This is a genomic window from Actinomadura sp. B10D3 (assembly GCF_039871695.1).
Lineage (GTDB): Bacteria > Actinomycetota > Actinomycetes > Streptosporangiales > Streptosporangiaceae > Spirillospora > Spirillospora madurae.
The window spans coordinates 74,821-93,621 of the sequence record NZ_JBDPLY010000031.1 but is presented as its reverse complement, the minus strand read 5'-3'; the positions used below and the strand labels follow the sequence as shown (position 1 = coordinate 93,621).

The following is an 18,801-nucleotide window of genomic DNA, read 5'->3' as shown; positions in this document are numbered from 1 at the left end:
GGTGGCAAGGGTAGGCCTTAGCGTCGGCGCAGTCCCCGGAAAGCGTTGCCCTCCGTGGAGAGGTAGTTCTTCCGGTAGTCGAAGCGCGGTGCCTTGGCGAACATGAGGTACCAGTACTTCATCTGCTCCGACCACCAGTAACCCGACGTGAGATCGCCGTGCGTCACGGGCGAGGCGGTGACGTCGTCGATGATGGTCCACCCGTTGGGGACGCGGGAGTGCTTCTTCTGCCGCAGGTAGTAGTCGTACGCGAGCTTCCGGTACCGCTCCGACGCGGGATGACCCGGCCCGGCGACCAGCCACAGGTTGAAACAGGAGTCGACGTACTCGGGCCGCAGCTGGTTGCCCTTCGAGGTCGCGGCACCGGTCGAGGGGTCGTAGCCCTCGGGAAGCACCGGGAACCGGTCGAGCACGGAGGTCCACGAGGCGAGGTAGGCGTCGGCGAGCCGCCGCTCGCCGCTCTGGCCGAGAAGGCCCGCATAGAACGAACCGAGCTCGGACTGCTCGGCCGTGACCTGCCCGGCGTCGTCCTTGTCGACCTGGGCGAACCACAGGTGACCGTTGATGGTGGTGGCCTCGTGCTTGATGATGGCCCGGGTCAGCATCCGGTACAGGTCGCGGAACTCCCTGTCGCCGAACAGTTCCCAGGCGTCCCAGACGTACTCGTAGAACGAGTCGACCGGCGGGTGGACGGTCGCGGTGTCGTTGACCCACTCCCCGGTCTCGACATTGATCTCCGTGCCGAGCAGGTCCAGGTCGGAACGCCGCTCGATGACCGCCTTCATCGCCTTCCTGGCCGCCTTGTGGTATCTGCGGTCGCCGGTCAGCCGGGAGAGCGTGCCGAACTCGGTGATGATGGTGCCGACCTCCGCCAGCGGGTTGGTCACCCCGCTGATCTCGCCCGTGCTCGGGTTGACGAAGCGGTACGGGATGCCGGTCGGCGACCGGTCGAAGCAGGGCATGAGGATGTCGGCGATCTGCTTGGCATGCCGGAGCAGCGCCCGCTCACCGGTGGCGAGGTGGCCGGACAGCAGACCGCCCACCATCCGGATGTTGGTCTCGAAAACCTGGACGTCGGCGTTCACGGCGGAGAAATCGAGGTTCTGCTTCACCCAGGCGACGCCCTCGGCCAGTTCGTCGTCCAGCTCCATCAGGTAGAGCGTGTCGAGGGCCTCGACGATGGTCAGCCCCACGGGATGCTCTTGGTCGAAGAACTCGCTGTGCCCGCCGCTCACCGGCAGCAGGTGATCGTGCCCCCAGGCGAGCCGCTTGTAGGAGTTCCAGGTGTGCAGCATCTCGCGGCGCACGTCCTTGGCCACCGGCCGCCAGTCCTTCGGGCGGCCGGGGGAGAGCCGTTCCGCGTGGGCGGGTGCCGGGACCGCGCCGGCGGCGACCAGGCCCGCCGTGGCGGCGAGAACACTTCTGCGGGTGAGGGAATGGCGGGATCGCACTGCGCACCGTCCGGTGTACGACAACGTTGTCAATCACGTCACTCGTATCACCGCGAGGGGAAGATGACCATCAGCGTGGCCACATACGGCCCATGCGTCGGACGGTGCGATTGCGCAGCAGTGTGGGCAGTGGAGCAGGCCCAGGTCGGTGGTGAGCTCCCGGTGATCGGGACGGTTCCGGCGCACCGTCAGGGCCGCGGCTACCGTGCCGCCATGGCACGCACCATCGCCGTCAGCGGCGCGGCCTCCGGCATCGGCGAGGCCCTCAGCACGATCCTCCGGGAATCGGGCGACACCGTCATCGGGATCGATCTACACCGCACCGACGTGTGCGCCGAGCTCGGCGTCCCCGACGGCCGGGCGCGCGCGGTCGAGGAGACGCTAGAGAAAGCGGGCGGGCGGCTCGACGCGGCCGTGGCCTGCGCCGGCGTCTCCGACTTCACCGTCACGCCGGTCAGGGTGAACTTCTTCGGCGCCGTCGAGCTGCTGGAGGGGCTGCGCCACCTCCTGGCGGAGGCCGAGGCGCCGCGCGCCGCGGTGGTCGCCTCGATCTCCGGCACGCATCCGGTGGACGACGACGTCGTCCGCGCGTGCCTCGACCGGGACGAGCCGGCGGCGATCGCGGCGGCGACGAAGGTCGAGGAGAGCGGCGCGGGCGGCCTGCTGTACCCGTCGTCGAAGTCGGCCCTCGCCCAGTGGCTGCGCCGCGCCTGCACCACGCCCGAGTGGGCGGGCGCGGGCATCCCGCTGAACGCGATCGCGCCCGGCGTCGTCAGGACGCCGATGACCCGTCCGCTGTTCGAGGACGCGGCGATGCTGGAGATCATGAAGGAGGCCGTCCCGATGCCGCTGAACGGCCACGCCGAACCGGAGGTGATCGCCGAGGCGCTCCGCTGGCTGGTCTCCCCGGCCAACACCCACATGACCGGCCAGGTCGTCTACGTGGACGGCGGCGCCGAGGCCACCCTCCGCGACCCGGCGCACTTCTGAGGACGCCCGCGGAAAAGTTCCGCGGCGCAGGCATAGTGGCGAGCCTCCGGAGGCGTCTCAGGGGACGACATCATTCCGGAGGTGACGATGGATGCCGCCACAGAGCGACATTTCCGTGAGTTCGTGACTTTGAGATCGGCGGCGCTGATGCGCCTGGCGTACCTGCTCACCGGGGGCGACCAGCACGCGGCGGAGGACGTCCTGCAGATCGCCCTGGCGAAGACAGCCGCCCGCTGGACCGCCGTGGAGAACCCGGAGGCCTACGTACGGCGGGTGATGTACAGGCAGCAGGCCAGTTTCAGGCGGCTGAAGTGGAGGCAGCGCGAGACGCGGCGAGGGGTGCTTCCCGAGGAGATCGCACGGGACGAGCTGTCGGCGGTCGATCTGAAGCTCGCCGTCCGCGGCGCCCTGGCCCGGCTCACTCCCCGGCAGCGGATGGTGTTGGCGCTCCGCTTCCTGGAAGACCGGCCCGAGGCGGAGGTGGCGCAGATCCTCGGATGCAGCATCGGCACGGTGCGCAGCACGACCCACCGCTCCCTCGCGCGCCTGCGCCGGCTGGCTCCCGAACTGGACGAATCCGGACTGGCCGAGGAGGTCGGGCGATGAAGACGGAATCGATCGTCAAGAGCGCGTGCGAGGACTGGGCCGCGGAGGCACGGGTTCCCGCCGACCTGGCCGACCGGGCGCTGCGCGCACGCCCCCGGCGCCGCCCCTTCAAGATGGCGCTGACGGGAGGGGCGACGGCGCTCCTCGTCGGTGCGGCGGCCGTGGCCGTCGTCTCGTCCGCCGGCGGCCCGGCCCAGGAGCACCGGCCCTCGGCGCCCGCGTTCGAACCGGTGGCCCTGTCGTCGGACACGACGCTTCGCACGGACCCGGGCAGCGCCTTCCCCCGCCACCTCGTCGCCGCCGGGCACACGGCCGTGGCCGCCTACTTCACGTTCCGCACGCGCACGGACGACGGCCGGCGGACGCTCGAACGCACGTGGCACCTGTACAACCCGTCGACCGGCACGTACGAGCGGACCCGCTGGGCGTACGTCAGCGTCGCCCCCGGAATGGCGCGGGCGGCCGTCCTGCAGGGGCCCCTCCCCACGACCCGGGTCGGGGTGCTCGACATGAGGACGCAGAAGGTCACCGGCTGGATCCCGGTCGACCACCCCGTCGGCGGGGCGGCCTGGTCGCCCGATGGCCGCCGGCTGCTCCTGACCGCCTATGACAAGAACCCCGACGTCCAGGGCCACCGCCGGAACGCGTCCGCCAGAACCGGCTACTACCTCGCCGAGAGCGCGTCCCGGCCGGGCGCGTTCCACCCCATGCCGCCCCTGCGCGACAACCCGAACAACCGGCAGGACCTGGGGTGGAGCCGGGACGGAACCCTGATCTGGGCGCCCACCGCGACCGTGCCGGCCAAGGTCTTCTTCAACCCGTCCGGTGAGCGGCGGCCGGCGCCCGCCCACGAGGCCGACTACTGGGACAAGGTAGAGGCCGGCCTGTCCCCGAACGGCACCCTGTTGCCCACGGACGGTCCGAGGCCCGGCCCGGCCGTGACCATCACGAACGTGGCCACCGGGAAGAAGGCGGCGGTGCTCCCGATCGAGCAGGCCAAGGCCTGGGCGGACGATCAGCGCCTGTTCGCGATCGGCTGCGACCCGCGGAAGTGCACGGGCAAGCACGAGTTCCGCAACCGGCTGCTCCTGGTCGACCTGAAGGGGAGGATCACCCCTCTCACCGGCTACCGCAGGTCGGACCGGGACGGGTCCTGGGTTCCGGTGTTCACGCACCGCTGACGGCGCGCCGGGTGCCGCGCCCTCAGCGGTACCCGGCTCTCAGCACCCGCCCGTGCCGCCCGCCGCTGAAGGCCGAGTCGTCCACGACGACACGTCCGGCGAGGAGCACGTACGGGATGCCGTCGGGAGCGACGGCGGGGTCCTCGTAGGTTCCGCGGTGGCCCACGGTCGCGGGGTCGAAGACGGCGACGTCGGCGATCGCGCCGGGCCCGAGCCACCCGCGCCCCGCCAGGCCGAACTGCCGCGCCGTCGCGGACGTCATCTTGCGCACGGCCTCCGGCCAGGAGACGACGCCCAGCCCGCGGACGTAGGTGCCGAGGAAGCGCGGGAAGGAGCCCCACGTGCGGGGATGTCCGTAGTCTCCCGGGACGCCGTTGTCGCTCCCGACGGCGATCAGCGGGTCGGCCATGATCGTGCGCACGTCGTCCTCCGCCATGAGCGTGATCACCATGGCGGCGCCCGGGTCGGCAGCGACCATCGAGCACAGGACGTCCCACGGGTCGGACCCGCCGGCGAGCTGCTCCAGCGTCCTGCCCACGAGCCTCGCGTCGGTGTGGGACGTGACGAGGATGTCCGCCGGCGCCGCCGACCGCCAGAGCCCGACACCGGCCGTGGTGGACGGGTCTTCGGCCGCCTCGCGCAGGCGCCGCCGCTCGTCCGGATCGCGCAGGCGGGCGCGCAGCGCGGCGGCACCGCCGGCGTGCGCGGCGGCGGGGAGCAGCGCGGCCAGCCCGGTGCCGCCGGCCAGGTACGGGTACTGGTCCCCGCGGACGTCCACTCCGGCGACACGCGCGGCGTGCAGCCTGTCGAGCAGGAGCGGCGCCTTCCCATGGCTGGCCCGGCCCGCGGCCTTGCAGTGGGAGACCTGCAAACGGACCTGCGCACGGGAGGCGATCTCGATCGCCTCGTCGAGCGCGGCCAGGAGGGCCTCGCCCTCGTCCCGCATGTGCGTGGCGTAGACGCGGTTCCACCGGTGCGCCACCGTGGCCAGTGCCACGAGCTCGCCCGTGGCGGCGTAGGCGCCGGGGGTGTAGATGAGACCGCTCGACAGGCCGAACGCTCCCGCGGCGAAGGACTCGTCCGCCAGACGGGACATCTCCTCCAGGCCGCCCGCGGGGAGCCGCGGCTCCATGCCGGCCACGCACATCCTCAGCATGCCGTGACCGACCATGGCGGCCATGTGGTTCGTGGGTCTCGCCGCCTCGATCTCGTCGAGGTAGTCCCCGAACGTCCGCACGTGCGGCTCCGCGCCGCCGGACAGGTTGCTCAGTTTGGTCCGCGCCTCCGGCAGGGCACGCTCGGTCAGCGGGGCGAACGACAGGCCGCAGTTGCCCACGATCTCGGTCGTCACCCCTTGGAACAGCTTGAACGGCTGCGGCTCGGGCAGGAGCGGGACCATGTCGGAGTGGGAATGGGCGTCGATGAACCCCGGCGCCACCATCAGCCCGCCGACGTCGATGACCCGGCGCGCCGCACCCACGTCCCGGCCCACGGCCGCGACCCGGTCCCCGTCGATCGCGACATCGGCCGTCCGGGGCTCCGTGCCCAGCCCGTCATGGACGATCCCGCCCCGCAGCACCACGTCGTGCATCAACGACCTCCCATTCCCCACGGTCCCCGAACCGCCCGCACAGGTCCACCGGTGGCGGCGTCACATGGTGAACCCGCCGTCGCAGACGAGGGTCTGTCCGGTGATGTAGTCGGACTCCGGGACGCACAGCAGGTAGACGGCGCCGGCCGCTTCCCGCGGGGAGCCTGCCCGGGCGAGCGGGGTCATGTGCTCCATGGCGGAGAGCACGCCCGGGTTGATGCCCACCTCGTCCCGCGTTGCGATCCGCCCGAAGGCGACGGTGTTGACGGTGACGTTGTAGCGGCCCCATTCTCTCGCCAGCGTCCTGGACAGGCCCGCGACGCCCGCCTTGGCGGCGGCGTAGTTGGCCTGCCCGGCGTTGCCGGCGAGACCGGCGATGGAGGACACGTTGACGACCTTGCGGCAGGGAACGGGTTCCCCGGCCTGCCTGGCGGCCTTCACGGCGGCGGAGATGACCGGCTGGGCCGCGCGCAGGACGCGGAACGGCGCCTTGAGATGCACGTCCAGGACCGCGTCCCACTGCTCGTCCGTCATCTTCTGGATGACGGAGTCCCGGGTGTGGCCGGCGTTGTTCACGATGATGTCCAGGCCGCCGAAGGACCGCACCGCCGTCTCGACGACACGGTCCGCGAAGCCGTCGTCGGTGACGCTTCCGACGCGGGTCACGGCATCGCCGCCGGCCGCCACGATGGCGGCCACGGTCTCGCGCGCCGGTGCCTCGTCCAGATCGTTGACCACGACCGCCGCGCCCTCGGAGGCGAGTTTGCGCGCCGTCTCGGCACCGATGCCGCGCCCGGCCCCGGTGACGATGGCGACCTTGCCGTCCAGCTTTCCCACGTCGACACGCCTTTCGAAATCCGCTGGCGGAGGGCGGCGCTTCACCGGCCGCCGGCCGGCGACCGGCTCACGCCGATGGACCCGAGCCGCTCATCGATGCTCGGGGGAGTCATGGGGTACAGCGTCCGCAGGCCCTCGCTGAGCGCGTAGGACGCCGCCGACCCGTGGGTCTGGCCCGGGTACAGCCGGGAGGTGAGCTCCAGGGACGGGTAGCCGCGCAGTCGCAGCACCTGCGCCATGCGGGTCATCGACCCGACGACGTCGGCCGCGGCCACGTAGGGGTCGGCGAGCTCCGCCTCGCCCGCGCCGAGGAACACCCTCGCCGGCAGGTCGTCGTGGGTCGCGGCGTACTCGGCCTCCAGGGTGAACAGGAGGTCCTCGCATCCGCTCAGCGCGGGGCTGCCGGCCAGGTACCGCCCGAACGCGTCCGGACGGGAGAGCAGGGCGTAGCCGACGAAGTGGCCGCCGGCGGAGAACCCGGCGAGGCCGTGGTCGTCTCCGAACCGGAGCTCGGCCGCCAGCCGCGGGCGCAGCTCGTCGACCAGGAAGGACAGGAACGCGGCGGCGCCCCCTCCGGCCTTCAGGACGTCGTCGGACAGAACCGCCTCCATCTGCGCGCCGCCCGGCCCCGCGTTGACCCACCGGGGCGCCGGGTAGAAGTCGCGCGTCCGGCGCAGGTTGAACTCGGCGAGGTCGCTCTCCCCGGGGGTGCCGACACCGATCACGATGAGCTCGGGGATCTCCTGCACGATCCCGAGCGCGTTCATCAGCCCGACGGTGAGCGGGAAGGCGAGCGAGGCGTCCGTCACCCAAAGGACGGGGAAGGTGCGCTCATCGTCGTACGACGGCGGGAGCGCGATGTGCACCTCGTGCGGCCAGGGCAGGTCGGCCCCTTGGATGCGCTGCGGGGGCAGTACCCGATAGGTGTGCCTGGGCGTGGACATGACGATCTCCGTTCTTCGCGTGTCATGACGGCCTGCGGGGGAGGGAGCGCCGGTGCTCAGCCTTCCGTCCAGATGGCGGGGTGGCGGTCCCTCCACGGCGCGGCCTGTTCGAGCTGGGCCGCCAGCGCCACGAGCCGGTCGTCCTCGAAACGGCGGCCGACGAGCTGCACGCCGATCGGCAGGCCGCCGGCGCCGTGCCCGAACGGCAGGCTCACGGCCGGCTGCCCGCTCAGGTTGTAGGCGGGGGTGAACGCCGACCAGGACGCGATGCGGCGGTAGGACTCCACCGGATCGCCCTCGGCCTTGAGCCAGTCGAGCGGGGTGGGCGGATCCGCGGTCGTCGGGGTGAGGAGCGCGTCGTACGGTTCGAGCGCGAGCAGGATCCGGCTCGCGACGGCCATGTGCGTGCGGTACGCCAGCTCCACCTCGGCGGCGGACGTCCGCCCGCCGTTCTCCACCAGCCACTTCGACAGGGGCCGCAGCTCGTCCCGGCGCTCGGCCGGGATGACCGTGTCGGCGGCCACCTTGACCGAGACGCCGAACAGCGTGAGCAGATGGTCGGCCATCGTGTCGAAGACGGGACCGTCGGGCGGATCGATGTCGACGATCTCGTGGCCGAGGTCGGCGAGGGCCGTGCTCGCCCGCTCCCACACGGCCACGCAGTCGGGATGGACGGCGCCGCCCCCGCCCGGCCGCGCGGTGCGCGCGATGCGGAGCCGGCCCGGGGGCCGCTCCAGCGCCGCCACGTACGAGCCGCGGGGAAGCGGCCGGTTGTGCGGGTCGCCCGGGTTGGGCGCGGTGACGATCTCCAGGAAGGCCGCGGCGTCCGCCATCGTCCGGGCGAGCGGGCCCTCGGAGATGTAGGCGCTCCACGACAGGCTCGGCGCGGTCGACATCATCCCGCGGCTGGACTTGAAGCCGATGAGGCCGCACGTCGCGGCGGGCGTGCGGATGGACCCGCCGCCGTCGCTGCCGTGGGCGACCGGGAGCAGGCCGGCGGCGACGGCCGCCGCGGCCCCGCCGCTCGACCCCGACGCCGAACGGGTCTCGTCCCACGGGGTCCGCGCGTCGGGTGCCAGGTCGTTGGCCGTGTAGCAGACGATGCCGAACTCGGGCACGTTGGTCTTGCCGACAGAGATCATCCCGGCGTCCCTGATCGCTCCGACGGCGTGGCCGTCGGCGGCCGGCACCCAGTCGGAGAGCGCCGCCGAGCCGAGGGTCGTGCGGACGCCCGCGGTCGGGTGGAGGTCCTTGATGGCGGTCGGGACCCCGAAGAGGGGAGGCAGCTCCCGCGGGTCCGCCGCCTCCCGGACCCGGGCCGTCGCCCGCTCGGCGGCCTCCAGCGCGGCCTCGGGCGTGCGGGTGATGAAGGCGCCGAGGCGGCGGTCGTGGCGCTCGATCCGCTCCAGATAGTGCCGCATGAGGTCGAGCGGGCTGATCTCCCCGGACCTGATCAGGTCCGCCTGCTCCGTCGCGCTGAGATCGTGGAGGGCGCTCATCGGTCCTCCGCGGGGGCGTGCGGGGACGCGGTGGACGGGGCGGGGTCGGACGCCTGGGTGATGCGGAAGATCGGGTAGCGGCCGACGATGCCCTCGAAGTCCTCCAGGGGCGCTCGCCGGCTGATCGGGAAGTGGGGGCGGGCGCCGGGCGCCACCTCCAGGTAGCGGCGGAGGATCGCCGCGCGCCGGTCGGAGAACTCCTCGACCAGGCGGACGTCCTCGCGGCGGCCGTGCCGCAGGACCGCGCGCCCGCCGGCCGCCCGCGCGTTGAGCACCCAGTTCGTCTTCTCGCCGAGCATGGCCACGAGGTACCGCTCGCCCTCGTGGTCGGCGATGGCCACCGGGAAGGTGATGAGCCGGCCCGACTTGCGCCCGCGGAGCTCCAGGGCGGCCCCCCGCTTCGGCATGAGGCCCGCGGCGAAGGCGATGGCCCACACCCGGTTCTCCATGCGCGACCACCGCTGCGGGCGGCCGCCGCGGTACTGCCAGCGTTTGTAGGCCTTGATGGCCTGTTTCAGCATGACGTCGCTCCTCGAACCGATGTAGCAGTCAGCGCTGACTGTAATCACCTCTTTTGGAATCTGGCAAGAGCGGCTAAGTTGCAGACCACCAGGACAAGAGCTGCGGATAGAAAGGAGTCAGAGTTGACCACTAAGAACCGAAGAGCGGGCCCGGGTCCCGCGGTGGAGACGGCATCGCGCATCCGATGGCACACTCGGGTGGAGCTGGAGCCGTGCCGGCCGTCCAGGGCGAGGATCGAAGGAGGATCGGTGGCGCACACGTCAGGCCGGCCTGCGACGCGCAGCCAGCGGTCCGCGGTGATGCGCCGGCAGATCCTGGAGGCCACGATCGCGTCGCTGGTGGACAAGGGCTACGGCGGCACGACCACGCTCGAAGTCCAGCAGCGCGCGGGCATCAGCCGGGGCGCCCTGCTGCACCACTACTCGTCCCGCACCGAGCTCATCGTGGCCGCCGTCGAGCACCTCATGCGCGAGCGCATCACCGGGCTCCAGCGCGTCACCGAGCCGCCTCCGGACGAAGACCGGCTCGCGTGGGCGGTGCGGACGCTGTGGAACGTGTTCGAGGGGGGCCTGTTCTCCGCGTCCCTGGAGCTGTGGCTGGCCGCGCGCAACGACCCCGGCCTCCGGGCGGTCCTCCTGCCGCAGGAGCGGCTGTTCGGAGCGGCCGCGCACGAATGGGCCGCGGGCCTGTTCGGTCCTTCGGCCTCCCATCCCCGGTTCGCGCTCTGCCTCGGCGTCCTGCTCGACGCCATGCGGGGGGCGGCGGCCCGGCGGGTGCTGGGCAGCCCGAGCAGCGACGAGCAGCTCCTGACCGAGTGGACGCTCATGGCCGAGCAGTTCCTCGGGACACCGTCCGCGTAACCCGGCCCGCGCCGCGGCCCCGATCCCCACCCGCCCAGCTCGATCACCCAGAGCAGGAGCGTTCCTTGAGCGTCACCGCCGAAATCCCCGCCGGCACCGCCCGCATCCCGACACGGACGTGGATCGGGCTCGCCGCCCTCGTCATCACCTTCTTCGCCTACACGACCCTCGAAGTCTGGATCTCTCCGGCTCTTCCGGTGATCCAGGAGCAGCTGAACGCCTCGGACGCCTCCATCGCCCTGGTGTTCGCGGCCATGCTGGTGTGCGCCGCCGTCTCGACCACCCTCGCGGGGCGGCTCGGGGACGTCTACGGGCTCCGCCCCGTCCTGCTCGCCGTGCTCGCCGTCCTGTCCGCGGGCATCGCGCTGGCCGCCGCCGCGACCTCGATCCAGGTCCTCGCGCTCGGGCAGGCGCTGCAGGGCGTCGGGATGGGATCGGTGCCGCTGTCGGTGGCGATCCTGCGCGGCATGTTCCCGCCCTCCCGCGTCACCTCGGCCATCGGGATCTTCGTGAGCGCGAGCGCGGTCGGCAGCGTCCTCGGGTTCGTCCTGCCCGGTCACGTCCTGGACGTCCTGTCCTACCGATGGCTCTTCCTGCTCCCCCTGTTCACGATCGTCCTGGCGACCCTGGTCGCGTGGAGATGCCTCCCGGCGACGCCGCCGAAGGGCGCCAGGCGGCGCGTCGACTGGCTCGGAGCCGTGGGGCTGACGCTCGGCCTGACCGTGCTGCTGTTCGCGGTGATGCTCTCGCCCGCTCTTGGATGGCTGTCCGTCAAGACCCTGGCCCTCTACGGGCTGGCGCTCGCAGTGCTGTGCGCCTGGACGCTCATCGAGGCACGCTCCCGCGAGCCGCTGATAGCGCTCGGCCTGCTGCGGCAGAGGAGCGTCTGGATCAACGGCCTCGTCAGCTTCACCATCGGATTCGGGATCTTCGCCAGCATGACCCTGGTCCCGCTTCTCGCCGCCCGCCCGCGCTCCGGCGGCATCGGTTTCGACGCCGGCACCACCGAGGTGGGCCTGCTGCTCCTGCCGCTCGGCGTGGCCGGAGCGCTGATCGGCCCGCTCATCGGCTACCTCGACCGCCGGATGGGGGCCCGCGCCATCGTCCGCCTCGGGATGGCCGCCCTCACCCTCGGCCTGTTCGGCCTCGTCTTCCTGCACACGGAGAAATGGCACATCGTCCTCGGGGTGACGGTGTCCGGCAGCGGGATCTACCTGGCGCTGACCGCGCTGATCAACCTGATCACCTGCTCCGTCGCGGAGGAGGACGTGGGGTTCGCCGCCGGGCTGCCGCTGACCGCGAGGAGCATCGGCGGCGCCCTCGGCGCCCAGGTCTGCGCCAGCGTCCTGGCCTCGAAGACTCCCCACGGCACGGACAACGCCCTCGAACTGGGCTACACCATCAGCTTCGCGACGGCCACCGCGGTGGCGTTCGGAGGTCTCATGCTCTCGCTGGCCCTCCCGGCCGCACGAAGGAAACAATGAGTCCGCCGGATTCCTGGGACGGAATTCGCCGGATCGCGATCGCGGAACGCGAGAACCTCGACGCGATCGTGGACGGCGTCCTGGAACAAGTGATCACGTCGATTCCGGTCTACCGGAGGATCCCGCTCCACGATCTGCGCGCGGCCGTGGTCACCAACGTGCGCGGCACCCTCGTCGGGCTGGCGGAGGGGCGGATGCCGACGGCGGCCGATCTGGCGGTCCACGAGGCGCTGGTCGAGGGACGCGTGCACCAGCGGCTCCCGCTGGACGCGATCCTCGACGCGTTCCGTCTCGGAGGGCAGGCCGTCTGGGAGGGCGTCGAGCGGCAGGCGCTGCGGGAGGGCGTCGCGGCCGATGCCGTCCTGGCGGCGGCGAAGCTCGTCTGGAACCGGGTCGACGCGCTGATGACCAGCGCCGCCGTCGCCTACCGGCAGGCGGAGCTGGCGATGGTGCGCCATGATCAGCAGCGGCAGAGCGACTTCCTGCGCGACCTGCTGCTCGGCGAGCCGGACAGCGCCGAGCTGAGCACGCTGGCCCCCGCGTTCGGCCTGAGCCTGGATCGTCCCTATATCTGCTTCCGGGCGCGGGCGAGCGCGGAGATGCCGCTGCGGGACCTGCGGCGGACGCTCGCGGTCGGCGTGCCCGACGCGCGCTCGGGGCTCCTCGGCATCGTCCAGGGCGACCTCGCCGGGATACTCCCGGACGCCCCCCGGCCGGGGAGCGCCGCCGTCGCCGTCGGGATCGGTCCACCGCGGAAACTGTCGTCGGTCGGCTCGTCCTTCCCGCTCGCCAGCCGCGCCCTGGAGACCGCGTCGGCCTTCGGGATGACCGGAGTGTTCAGGGTCGAGGACGTCGCCCTCCGCGCCGCGGTCCTGGCGGACGACCTCGTCGGGGACAGCCTCGCAGATCGGTTCCTCCGGCCGCTGCATTCCGAGCAGAGTCAGGGCGATGTGCTGGAGAGCACGGTCAGAGAGTTCCTGGCCCAGGGAATGCGCGTCGACCAGACGGCGCGGGCGCTGGTCGTCCACCCGAACACCCTCCGCAACAGGATTCACCGTTTCGAGGAGAAAACGGGTGCCGATCTGAGCAGGATCGAAGACATCGTGGGCCTCTGGTGGGCCCTGGAGCGGCGTGCCCTGGGAAACCGCGAATCCGCCGACTAGGGGTTGTGGGTTTCCACAGATGCGGCCGCGATATGCATTGCATTTCCCTATTGTTATCCATTCTGTCCGGCTGGAAAAATGGCGATCGGAATTCTTATCGGTCCCTGGCAAAAGAGGGCAGAGATGGCGGAAGTCGACGGCTCGGCGCATCGATCGCCGGAAGGGCGCACGCCGCTGGGCGTGACGCTGGCGGAGCTGGCCGGGCGGCTGCCGGACCGGCCGGCGATCACGCACGAGGGCGTCACGCGCACCTACCGGGAACTGGAGGAGCGGACCAACCGGCTGGCGCGCGCCTACCGCGAACTCGGCGTCGGCCAGGACTCGTTCGTGACGATCGGGCTGCCGAACGGGATCGAGTTCTTCGAGGCCGTCCTCGCGACCTACAAGCTGGGCGCGACGCCGCAGCCGGTCTCCTGGCGCCTCCCGGCGGCCGAGCACTCCGCGATCATCGAGCTGGCGGACCCGGCCCTGCTCGTCGGGGCCGGGGACGGCGGGGTGGGCGGGGCCGGCCGCCCCGCCGTCCCGGCCGGCTTCACGCCCGATCCGGCGCTGTCCCGCGCGCCGCTGCCCCCGCGGGCCGCCTCCTCCTGGAAGGCCGTGACCTCCGGGGGGAGCACCGGCCGTCCCAAGCTCATCGTCTCGACGGCGCCGGCGGTCTTCGAGGGCCTCGCGACGCTGGCGGCCCTGTTCCGGATGCGGCGGGACGGGGTCCAGCTCGTGGCGGGGCCGCTGTACCACAACGCGCCGTTCCTGACCGGCGTCGTCGGGCTCCTGACCGGCAACCACCAGGTGGTCATGACCCGCTTCGACGCGGAGGGCTGCCTCGCCCTCGTCGACCGGCACCGGGTGGAGTGGACGCACGTGGTGCCGACGATGATGCACCGGATCTGGCGCCTCCCCGAAGACGTCCGCCGCGCCTACGACCTGTCGTCGCTGCGGACCCTGTTCCACGGCGCCGCTCCCTGCCCGGTGTGGCTGAAGGAGGCCTGGATCGACTGGCTGGGACCGGACCGCGTGTGGGAGATCTACGCCGCCACCGAGGGCCAGGCGGGCACCGTGATCACCGGCGGGGAGTGGCTGGAGCACCGGGGCTCCGTGGGACGCGTCGCGGTCGGTGAGATCCGCGTGCTGGACCCCGGCGGGGCCGAGCTCCCCGCCGGGCGGACGGGCGCCATCTGGATGCGCCGCGGCGAGGACGCGCCCCCCGAGTACCGCTACATCGGCGCCGAGGCCACGGCGAGGGACGGGAACTGGGAGTCCCTCGGCGACGTCGGCCACTTCGACGCCGACGGATACCTGTACATCACCGACCGGGAAACCGACATGGTGCTGGTGGGCGGAAGGAACGTCTACCCCGCGGAAGTGGAGTCGGCGCTGGAAGAACATCCCCTCGTCGCTTCGAGCTGTGTCGTCGGAATCCCGGACGACGACCTGGGGAACGTGCTGCACGCCATCGTCCAGATCGACGGGACCGCGAGCGACGAGGAACTGCTCGCACACCTGCGGGAGCGGCTGGTCACCTACAAGCTGCCCCGCTCCTTCGAACGCGTCACGGAACCGCTCCGCGGCGACGACGGAAAGGTCCGGCGCTCGGCGCTGCGTTCCGCGCGGATCTCCACCGCCTCCAGGGAGGCCTCCATGCAAGACGACACCGAGTCCAGGGTCCGGGCGGCCATCGAGGCGCACGGGCTGAAGCCCGCCCCCGAGGAGATGGCGATGTACGTCGCCATGGCCCCCGTCCTCCAGGCGATGACCGAGCAACTCCACGCGGTCGAGGTCGGGGAGGACGTCTGATGGACCGTCCTCTGACGATCGCCGACGCCGCCGCACGGCTGCGCTCGGGCACCCTCACCAGCGTCGACCTCGCGCGCGCGGCCATCGCCCAGGCGGACCGCGTCGACGAGAAGATCGGCGTCTACCTCCACCGCCGCGACCGGGACGTGCTCGCCGACGCCGAGCAGGCCGACGCCGACCTGGCGAAGGGAATCGACCGGGGCCCGCTCCACGGCATCCCGCTCGCCCTCAAGGACGTCTTCGCGACGCGGGACGCGCCCACGACCGCGCAGAGCCTGGCCTTCGAACCGCCGTGGGGCGAGGACGCCGACGCGGCCGTCGTGGCGCGGCTCCGGTCCGCCGGCGCGATCTTCACCGGCAAGAACACCACGATGGAGTTCGTCACCGGCTGCCCGGACCCGGACAAGCCGTTCCCCGTCCCGCGCAACCCATGGGACCTGGCGAAATGGGCGGGCGGTTCCAGCTCCGGGACGGCGAGCGGCATCGCGACCGGATGCTTCCTCGGCGGCGTCGGCACCGACACCGCCGGAAGCTGCCGGAACCCGGCGGCCATGTGCGGCGTCACCGGCCTCAAGCCGACGTACGGCCGCGTCCCCAAGACGCTCGCCGTTCCGCTCTCCCGGTCCTTCGACCACGTCGGGCCCCTCGCCCGCAGTGCCCGCGACTGCGCCCTGCTCCTGCAGGCCATGGCCGGATTCGAGCCGAGCGACCCCCGGAGCCGGGACGTCCCGGTCCCCGACTACACCGCGGCCCTCGACGGCGGCCTCGAAGGGCTGCGCATCGGGGTCGAGCGGGAGCACCACACCAGGGTCGACGGGGTGGACCCGTCCGCCGTCGAGCGCTTCGAAAGGGCCCTCGACGTCCTCGAAGGGAACGGGGCGACGGTCACCGAGATCACGATCCCCTACGTCGACGAGGTCCGGAGCGCCACCGCGGTCGCCTACTTCTCCGAGGCGTTCGCCTACCACCGCGCAAACCTGCGGCGGCGCTGGTCCGACTACGGCCGGGACGCCCGCCTGATCATCGGCTCCGCGGCGCTCTACTCGGCCGCCGACCACGTGCAGGCGGGCCGGGTGATCGCGGCGGCGCGGCGGCGGGCCGACGACCTCTTCCGCTCGGTGGACCTCGTCGTCACCCCCACCGTCGGCGCCGGGGCGCCGGACGTCGACGGGCTGGACTTCGTCAAGCTGCTGGCCCTGCCCATCTTCACGCCGATCTGGAACGCGCTGCGGAACCCGGTGATCAGCGTCCCGACCGGTTTCACCGCGTCCGGGCTCCCCGTCGGGATGCAGATCATCGGCCGCCGCTGGGAGGAGACGACGGTGCTGCGCGCCGCGGACGCCTACCAGCAGCGGACCGACTGGCATCTGCGCGTCCCGCCGATCGCCGCCTAACCAGAGAGAGGACCACGAGCACATGGGACAGAAGGTCTTCGTCGTCGGTGTCGGCATGACGAAGTTCGAGAAGCCGGGCAGCCGGGACTGGGACTACCCCGACATGGCCCGGGAGGCCGGGACCAAGGCCCTGGCCGACGCCGGAATCTCGTTCGCGTCCGTCCAGCAGGCGGTCACCGGCTACTGCTACGGCGAGTCGACGAGCGGGCAGCGTGCCGTCTACGAGCTGGGCTGCACCGGGATCCCCATCTACAACGTCAACAACAACTGCGCGACCGCGTCCAGTGCGCTCTTCCTCGCCAAGCAGCTCGTGGAAGGCGGGATCGCCGACTGCGTGCTGGCGCTCGGGTTCGAGAAGATGAGACCGGGCTCGCTCTCGACGACGTTCCAGGACCGCACCTCGCCCTTGGAGCCGTTCGTCGACGTCATGACCGAGCTGTGCGGGCCCGCCGTGGGCCCGCCCGCCCCGCAGCTGTTCGCCAACGTGGGCAAAGAGCACATGGAGCGCCACGGGACGACCGCGGAGCAGTTCGCCAAGGTGGGCCTGAAGAACCACGCGCACTCGGTGAACAACCCGTACTCGCAGTTCCAGCACGAGGTGACTTTCGAAGACGTCCTCTCCTCACGGATGATCGCCGAGCCGCTCACGCTGCTGCAGTGCTCGCCGACCTCGGACGGCTCGGCCGCGGCCGTCGTCGCGAGCGAGCGCTTCGTCCGGGAGAACGGCCTCGAAGCCACCGCGGTCGAGATCCTCGGGCAGGCGATGGCGACCGACTTCCCGAGCACCTGGGACGACAAGAGCATGATCAAGCTGGTCGGCAGCGAGGTGACGAAGGCCGCCGCCCTCGAGGTGTACGACCAGTCCGGGCTCGGCCCCGAGAACGTGGACGTGATCGAGCTGCACGACTGCTTCTCGACCAACGAGATCATCATGTACGAGGCCCTGGGCCTGTGCGCGGAAGGCCAGGGCGGCACGCTCATCGACGAGGGGGCGACCGACTACGGCGGTACGTGGGTGGTCAACCCGTCCGGCGGCCTCATCTCCAAGGGCCACCCGCTGGGAGCCACAGGGCTCGCGCAGTGCGCGGAACTGAACTGGCAGCTCCGCGGCGTCGCGGGGAAACGCCAGGTGCCCGGAGCGGCCGTGGCCCTCCAGCACAACATCGGGCTCGGTGGCGCATGCGTCGTGACGATGTACAGGAAGATCGCCACCGACACCTAGGACGCGGCATGGTGAGGGGATGAGCGAACTCCAGATCGTCCAGCCGAACACCTGGACCCCGCTGCTCGGCACGGACGTCGAGGTCCTGGTCGCGGACGTCGCCGGCGACGTCCGCGTGGAGTCCGAGACGTACCGCAACGAGCGTGGCGAGCAGCTCGTCGAGTTCTCCCTCACGACGGACTCCGCGACCAGGATCGTTCTCCGCGCCCCGGGCACCGCGCCGGAGTGGCCTGACGACTAGCGGCGGTACCCGCGTCATCGTCCCGCGCGTGCGCGCTCGCTGCGGTTCAGGACCCAGGTGACCAGGAGAAGCGCGGCGAGGCTCACGCCGCCGATGACGAGGTAGGCGTTCCCTCCCGCGCTGGCGTCCCAGAGCGCGTGCATGGTGACCACCGCGGCGAAGACGAGCCCGAAGCGCAGCAGCGCGACTCCGCGGTGCCGGCTGTTCCGCACGGCGACGAGGGCGGCGGTGGCGAGGCCGGTCCAGGCGGCGTGCCCGCCGGGCTCGGCCAGCGCGCGGGTGAGGAGGATGTGCGTCACCGACAGCAGGTCGCCGTGCGTGCCGAGCAGGGTGACGAAGGCGTACCCCATGGTCTCCAGCGCGGCGAAGCCGCTGCCGACGGCGACGCCGAGGACCAGGCCGTCGATGGTGCGGCCGGGACGGCGGGCGATGATGAGGGCGGGGACGGCGAGCTTGGCCGACTCCTCGATCACTCCGATGAACGCGGTGGGGAGCGAGCCGAACGCGCGGGCGGTCTCGAACTCCAGCGGGCCGGCGAGCACGGTGCCGACGACCCCGCCGAGCACCGCCGCGGCGGCGACGCGGGAGAACGGCAGGGTGGTGCGCAGGCCGATGTCGCCGACGAAGGTGGTGAAGGTGACCGGGACGAGGGCGGCGCCGATGAGCAGCAGCGACGGCACGTACACGGGGTCCTGCGTGGCGACCAGCGCGGCGAGGACGGCCACGTAGAGGGCGACTCCGGTCAGGAGGACGCCCGTCCAGCGGAACCGGCGCAGGACCCTGGGGCGGCGTGCGGCCGGTGCCGCGGGGGTCGGGCAGGCCGTAGGCGGGTCGGCCCTGCGCCGGATACCCGTACGCCGGGTACGCGTAAGCCGGAGGGCCGTACGGGGGGTGGTCGGGTGCCGTGGGTTGCGGCGAGCCGTTTCATGGCGTCTCCTTCTCGGGTCCGGCGGGCCGGACGTGCCGGTCGCATTCAGAGTGCCGAGCACCGGATGAGAGAAAGATGAGAGCCCGAACGCCCT

17 protein-coding genes are annotated in these 18,801 nt (G+C 71.9%); 10 read left to right on the top strand and 7 right to left on the bottom strand.

The features are described from left to right. Window positions 1-17 precede the first annotated feature (17 nt). Window positions 18-1,451: a glycoside hydrolase family 47 protein gene (locus tag ABGB11_RS34425; RefSeq protein WP_347639656.1), complete on the bottom strand. Its 1,434-nt coding sequence runs from the start codon at window positions 1,449-1,451 to the stop codon at window positions 18-20. Between the two features lie 213 nt (window positions 1,452-1,664). Between ABGB11_RS34425 and ABGB11_RS34420 the strand changes: the two genes are divergently transcribed. From ABGB11_RS34420 to ABGB11_RS34410, 3 genes are all read left to right on the top strand, one after another. Further along, window positions 1,665-2,441 carry an SDR family oxidoreductase gene (locus ABGB11_RS34420; protein ID WP_347639655.1) on the top strand — a complete coding sequence of 259 codons (777 nt, stop codon included), beginning with the start codon at window positions 1,665-1,667 and terminating at the stop codon, window positions 2,439-2,441. Window positions 2,442-2,528: 87 nt separating this feature from the next. After that, window positions 2,529-3,047: a SigE family RNA polymerase sigma factor gene (locus tag ABGB11_RS34415; RefSeq protein ID WP_347639654.1), complete on the top strand. Its 519-nt coding sequence runs from the start codon at window positions 2,529-2,531 to the stop codon at window positions 3,045-3,047. Then, the gene (locus tag ABGB11_RS34410; protein WP_347639653.1) at window positions 3,044-4,228 is read left to right on the top strand and encodes a hypothetical protein; all 1,185 of its coding nucleotides are present in this window, start codon (window positions 3,044-3,046) and stop codon (window positions 4,226-4,228) included. Before ABGB11_RS34415 ends, ABGB11_RS34410 begins: the two co-directional genes overlap by 4 nt. 22 nt (window positions 4,229-4,250) lie before the next feature. On the opposite strand, the gene ABGB11_RS34405 is transcribed toward ABGB11_RS34410, so the two are convergent. Genes ABGB11_RS34405 through ABGB11_RS34385 form a run of 5 tightly spaced genes read right to left on the bottom strand, consistent with a single transcriptional unit; the run spans window position 4,251 to window position 9,620 of the window. Beyond that, on the bottom strand, window positions 4,251-5,819 hold the full coding sequence (locus tag ABGB11_RS34405; protein WP_347639652.1) for a D-aminoacylase: 1,569 nt from the start codon (window positions 5,817-5,819) through the stop codon (window positions 4,251-4,253). A 60-nt stretch (window positions 5,820-5,879) separates the two neighbouring features. Continuing rightward, window positions 5,880-6,656, bottom strand: a complete 777-nt coding sequence (locus ABGB11_RS34400) for an SDR family oxidoreductase (protein WP_347639651.1) — start codon at window positions 6,654-6,656, stop codon at window positions 5,880-5,882. 41 nt (window positions 6,657-6,697) lie between these two features. Further along, entirely contained in the window at window positions 6,698-7,600 is a 903-nt protein-coding gene (locus tag ABGB11_RS34395) for an alpha/beta hydrolase-fold protein (protein WP_347639650.1), read from the bottom strand. A gap of 56 nt (window positions 7,601-7,656) precedes the next feature. Then, window positions 7,657-9,099: an amidase gene (locus ABGB11_RS34390; protein ID WP_347639649.1), complete on the bottom strand. Its 1,443-nt coding sequence runs from the start codon at window positions 9,097-9,099 to the stop codon at window positions 7,657-7,659. Then, window positions 9,096-9,620 carry a nitroreductase/quinone reductase family protein gene (locus ABGB11_RS34385; RefSeq protein ID WP_347639648.1) on the bottom strand — a complete coding sequence of 175 codons (525 nt, stop codon included), beginning with the start codon at window positions 9,618-9,620 and terminating at the stop codon, window positions 9,096-9,098. Before ABGB11_RS34385 ends, ABGB11_RS34390 begins: the two co-directional genes overlap by 4 nt. A gap of 249 nt (window positions 9,621-9,869) precedes the next feature. Here ABGB11_RS34385 and ABGB11_RS34380 point away from each other — a divergent pair, with 249 nt between their 5' ends. From ABGB11_RS34380 to ABGB11_RS34350, 7 genes are all read left to right on the top strand, one after another. Further along, on the top strand, window positions 9,870-10,481 hold the full coding sequence (locus ABGB11_RS34380) for a TetR/AcrR family transcriptional regulator (protein ID WP_347639647.1): 612 nt from the start codon (window positions 9,870-9,872) through the stop codon (window positions 10,479-10,481). A 65-nt stretch (window positions 10,482-10,546) separates the two neighbouring features. After that, entirely contained in the window at window positions 10,547-11,965 is a 1,419-nt protein-coding gene (locus tag ABGB11_RS34375; RefSeq protein ID WP_347639646.1) for an MFS transporter, read from the top strand. Further along, entirely contained in the window at window positions 11,962-13,128 is a 1,167-nt protein-coding gene (locus tag ABGB11_RS34370) for a helix-turn-helix domain-containing protein (RefSeq protein ID WP_347639645.1), read from the top strand. Before ABGB11_RS34375 ends, ABGB11_RS34370 begins: the two co-directional genes overlap by 4 nt. Window positions 13,129-13,251: 123 nt before the next feature. Beyond that, window positions 13,252-14,922: an AMP-binding protein gene (locus ABGB11_RS34365; RefSeq protein WP_347639644.1), complete on the top strand. Its 1,671-nt coding sequence runs from the start codon at window positions 13,252-13,254 to the stop codon at window positions 14,920-14,922. After that, on the top strand, window positions 14,922-16,316 hold the full coding sequence (locus ABGB11_RS34360) for an amidase (protein WP_347639643.1): 1,395 nt from the start codon (window positions 14,922-14,924) through the stop codon (window positions 16,314-16,316). Before ABGB11_RS34365 ends, ABGB11_RS34360 begins: the two co-directional genes overlap by 1 nt. Before the next feature lie 22 nt (window positions 16,317-16,338). Continuing rightward, complete coding sequence (locus tag ABGB11_RS34355) at window positions 16,339-17,538, top strand: lipid-transfer protein (RefSeq protein ID WP_347639642.1); 1,200 nt, start codon at window positions 16,339-16,341, stop codon at window positions 17,536-17,538. Between the two features lie 19 nt (window positions 17,539-17,557). After that, window positions 17,558-17,779, top strand: a complete 222-nt coding sequence (locus ABGB11_RS34350) for a hypothetical protein (protein WP_347639641.1) — start codon at window positions 17,558-17,560, stop codon at window positions 17,777-17,779. Window positions 17,780-17,793: 14 nt separating this feature from the next. Here the strand turns inward: ABGB11_RS34350 and ABGB11_RS34345 are convergent, their stop codons facing one another. Next, the gene (locus tag ABGB11_RS34345; protein WP_347639640.1) at window positions 17,794-18,504 is read right to left on the bottom strand and encodes a PrsW family glutamic-type intramembrane protease; all 711 of its coding nucleotides are present in this window, start codon (window positions 18,502-18,504) and stop codon (window positions 17,794-17,796) included. Window positions 18,505-18,801 lie beyond the last annotated feature (297 nt).

Excerpts from the sequence above, each read along its gene's own strand:
- ABGB11_RS34420 (WP_347639655.1), top strand. The coding sequence starts at position 1,665 with ATGGCACGCACCATCGCCGTCAGCGGCGCGGCCTCCGGCATCGGCGAG.
- ABGB11_RS34415 (WP_347639654.1), top strand. The coding sequence starts at position 2,529 with ATGGATGCCGCCACAGAGCGACATTTCCGTGAGTTCGTGACTTTGAGA.
- ABGB11_RS34410 (WP_347639653.1), top strand. The coding sequence starts at position 3,044 with ATGAAGACGGAATCGATCGTCAAGAGCGCGTGCGAGGACTGGGCCGCG.
- ABGB11_RS34405 (WP_347639652.1), bottom strand. The coding sequence starts at position 5,819 with ATGCACGACGTGGTGCTGCGGGGCGGGATCGTCCATGACGGGCTGGGC.
- ABGB11_RS34395 (WP_347639650.1), bottom strand. The coding sequence starts at position 7,600 with ATGTCCACGCCCAGGCACACCTATCGGGTACTGCCCCCGCAGCGCATC.
- ABGB11_RS34390 (WP_347639649.1), bottom strand. The coding sequence starts at position 9,099 with ATGAGCGCCCTCCACGATCTCAGCGCGACGGAGCAGGCGGACCTGATC.
- ABGB11_RS34385 (WP_347639648.1), bottom strand. The coding sequence starts at position 9,620 with ATGCTGAAACAGGCCATCAAGGCCTACAAACGCTGGCAGTACCGCGGC.
- ABGB11_RS34370 (WP_347639645.1), top strand. The coding sequence starts at position 11,962 with ATGAGTCCGCCGGATTCCTGGGACGGAATTCGCCGGATCGCGATCGCG.
- ABGB11_RS34365 (WP_347639644.1), top strand. The coding sequence starts at position 13,252 with ATGGCGGAAGTCGACGGCTCGGCGCATCGATCGCCGGAAGGGCGCACG.
- ABGB11_RS34360 (WP_347639643.1), top strand. The coding sequence starts at position 14,922 with ATGGACCGTCCTCTGACGATCGCCGACGCCGCCGCACGGCTGCGCTCG.
- ABGB11_RS34355 (WP_347639642.1), top strand. The coding sequence starts at position 16,339 with ATGGGACAGAAGGTCTTCGTCGTCGGTGTCGGCATGACGAAGTTCGAG.
- ABGB11_RS34350 (WP_347639641.1), top strand. The coding sequence starts at position 17,558 with ATGAGCGAACTCCAGATCGTCCAGCCGAACACCTGGACCCCGCTGCTC.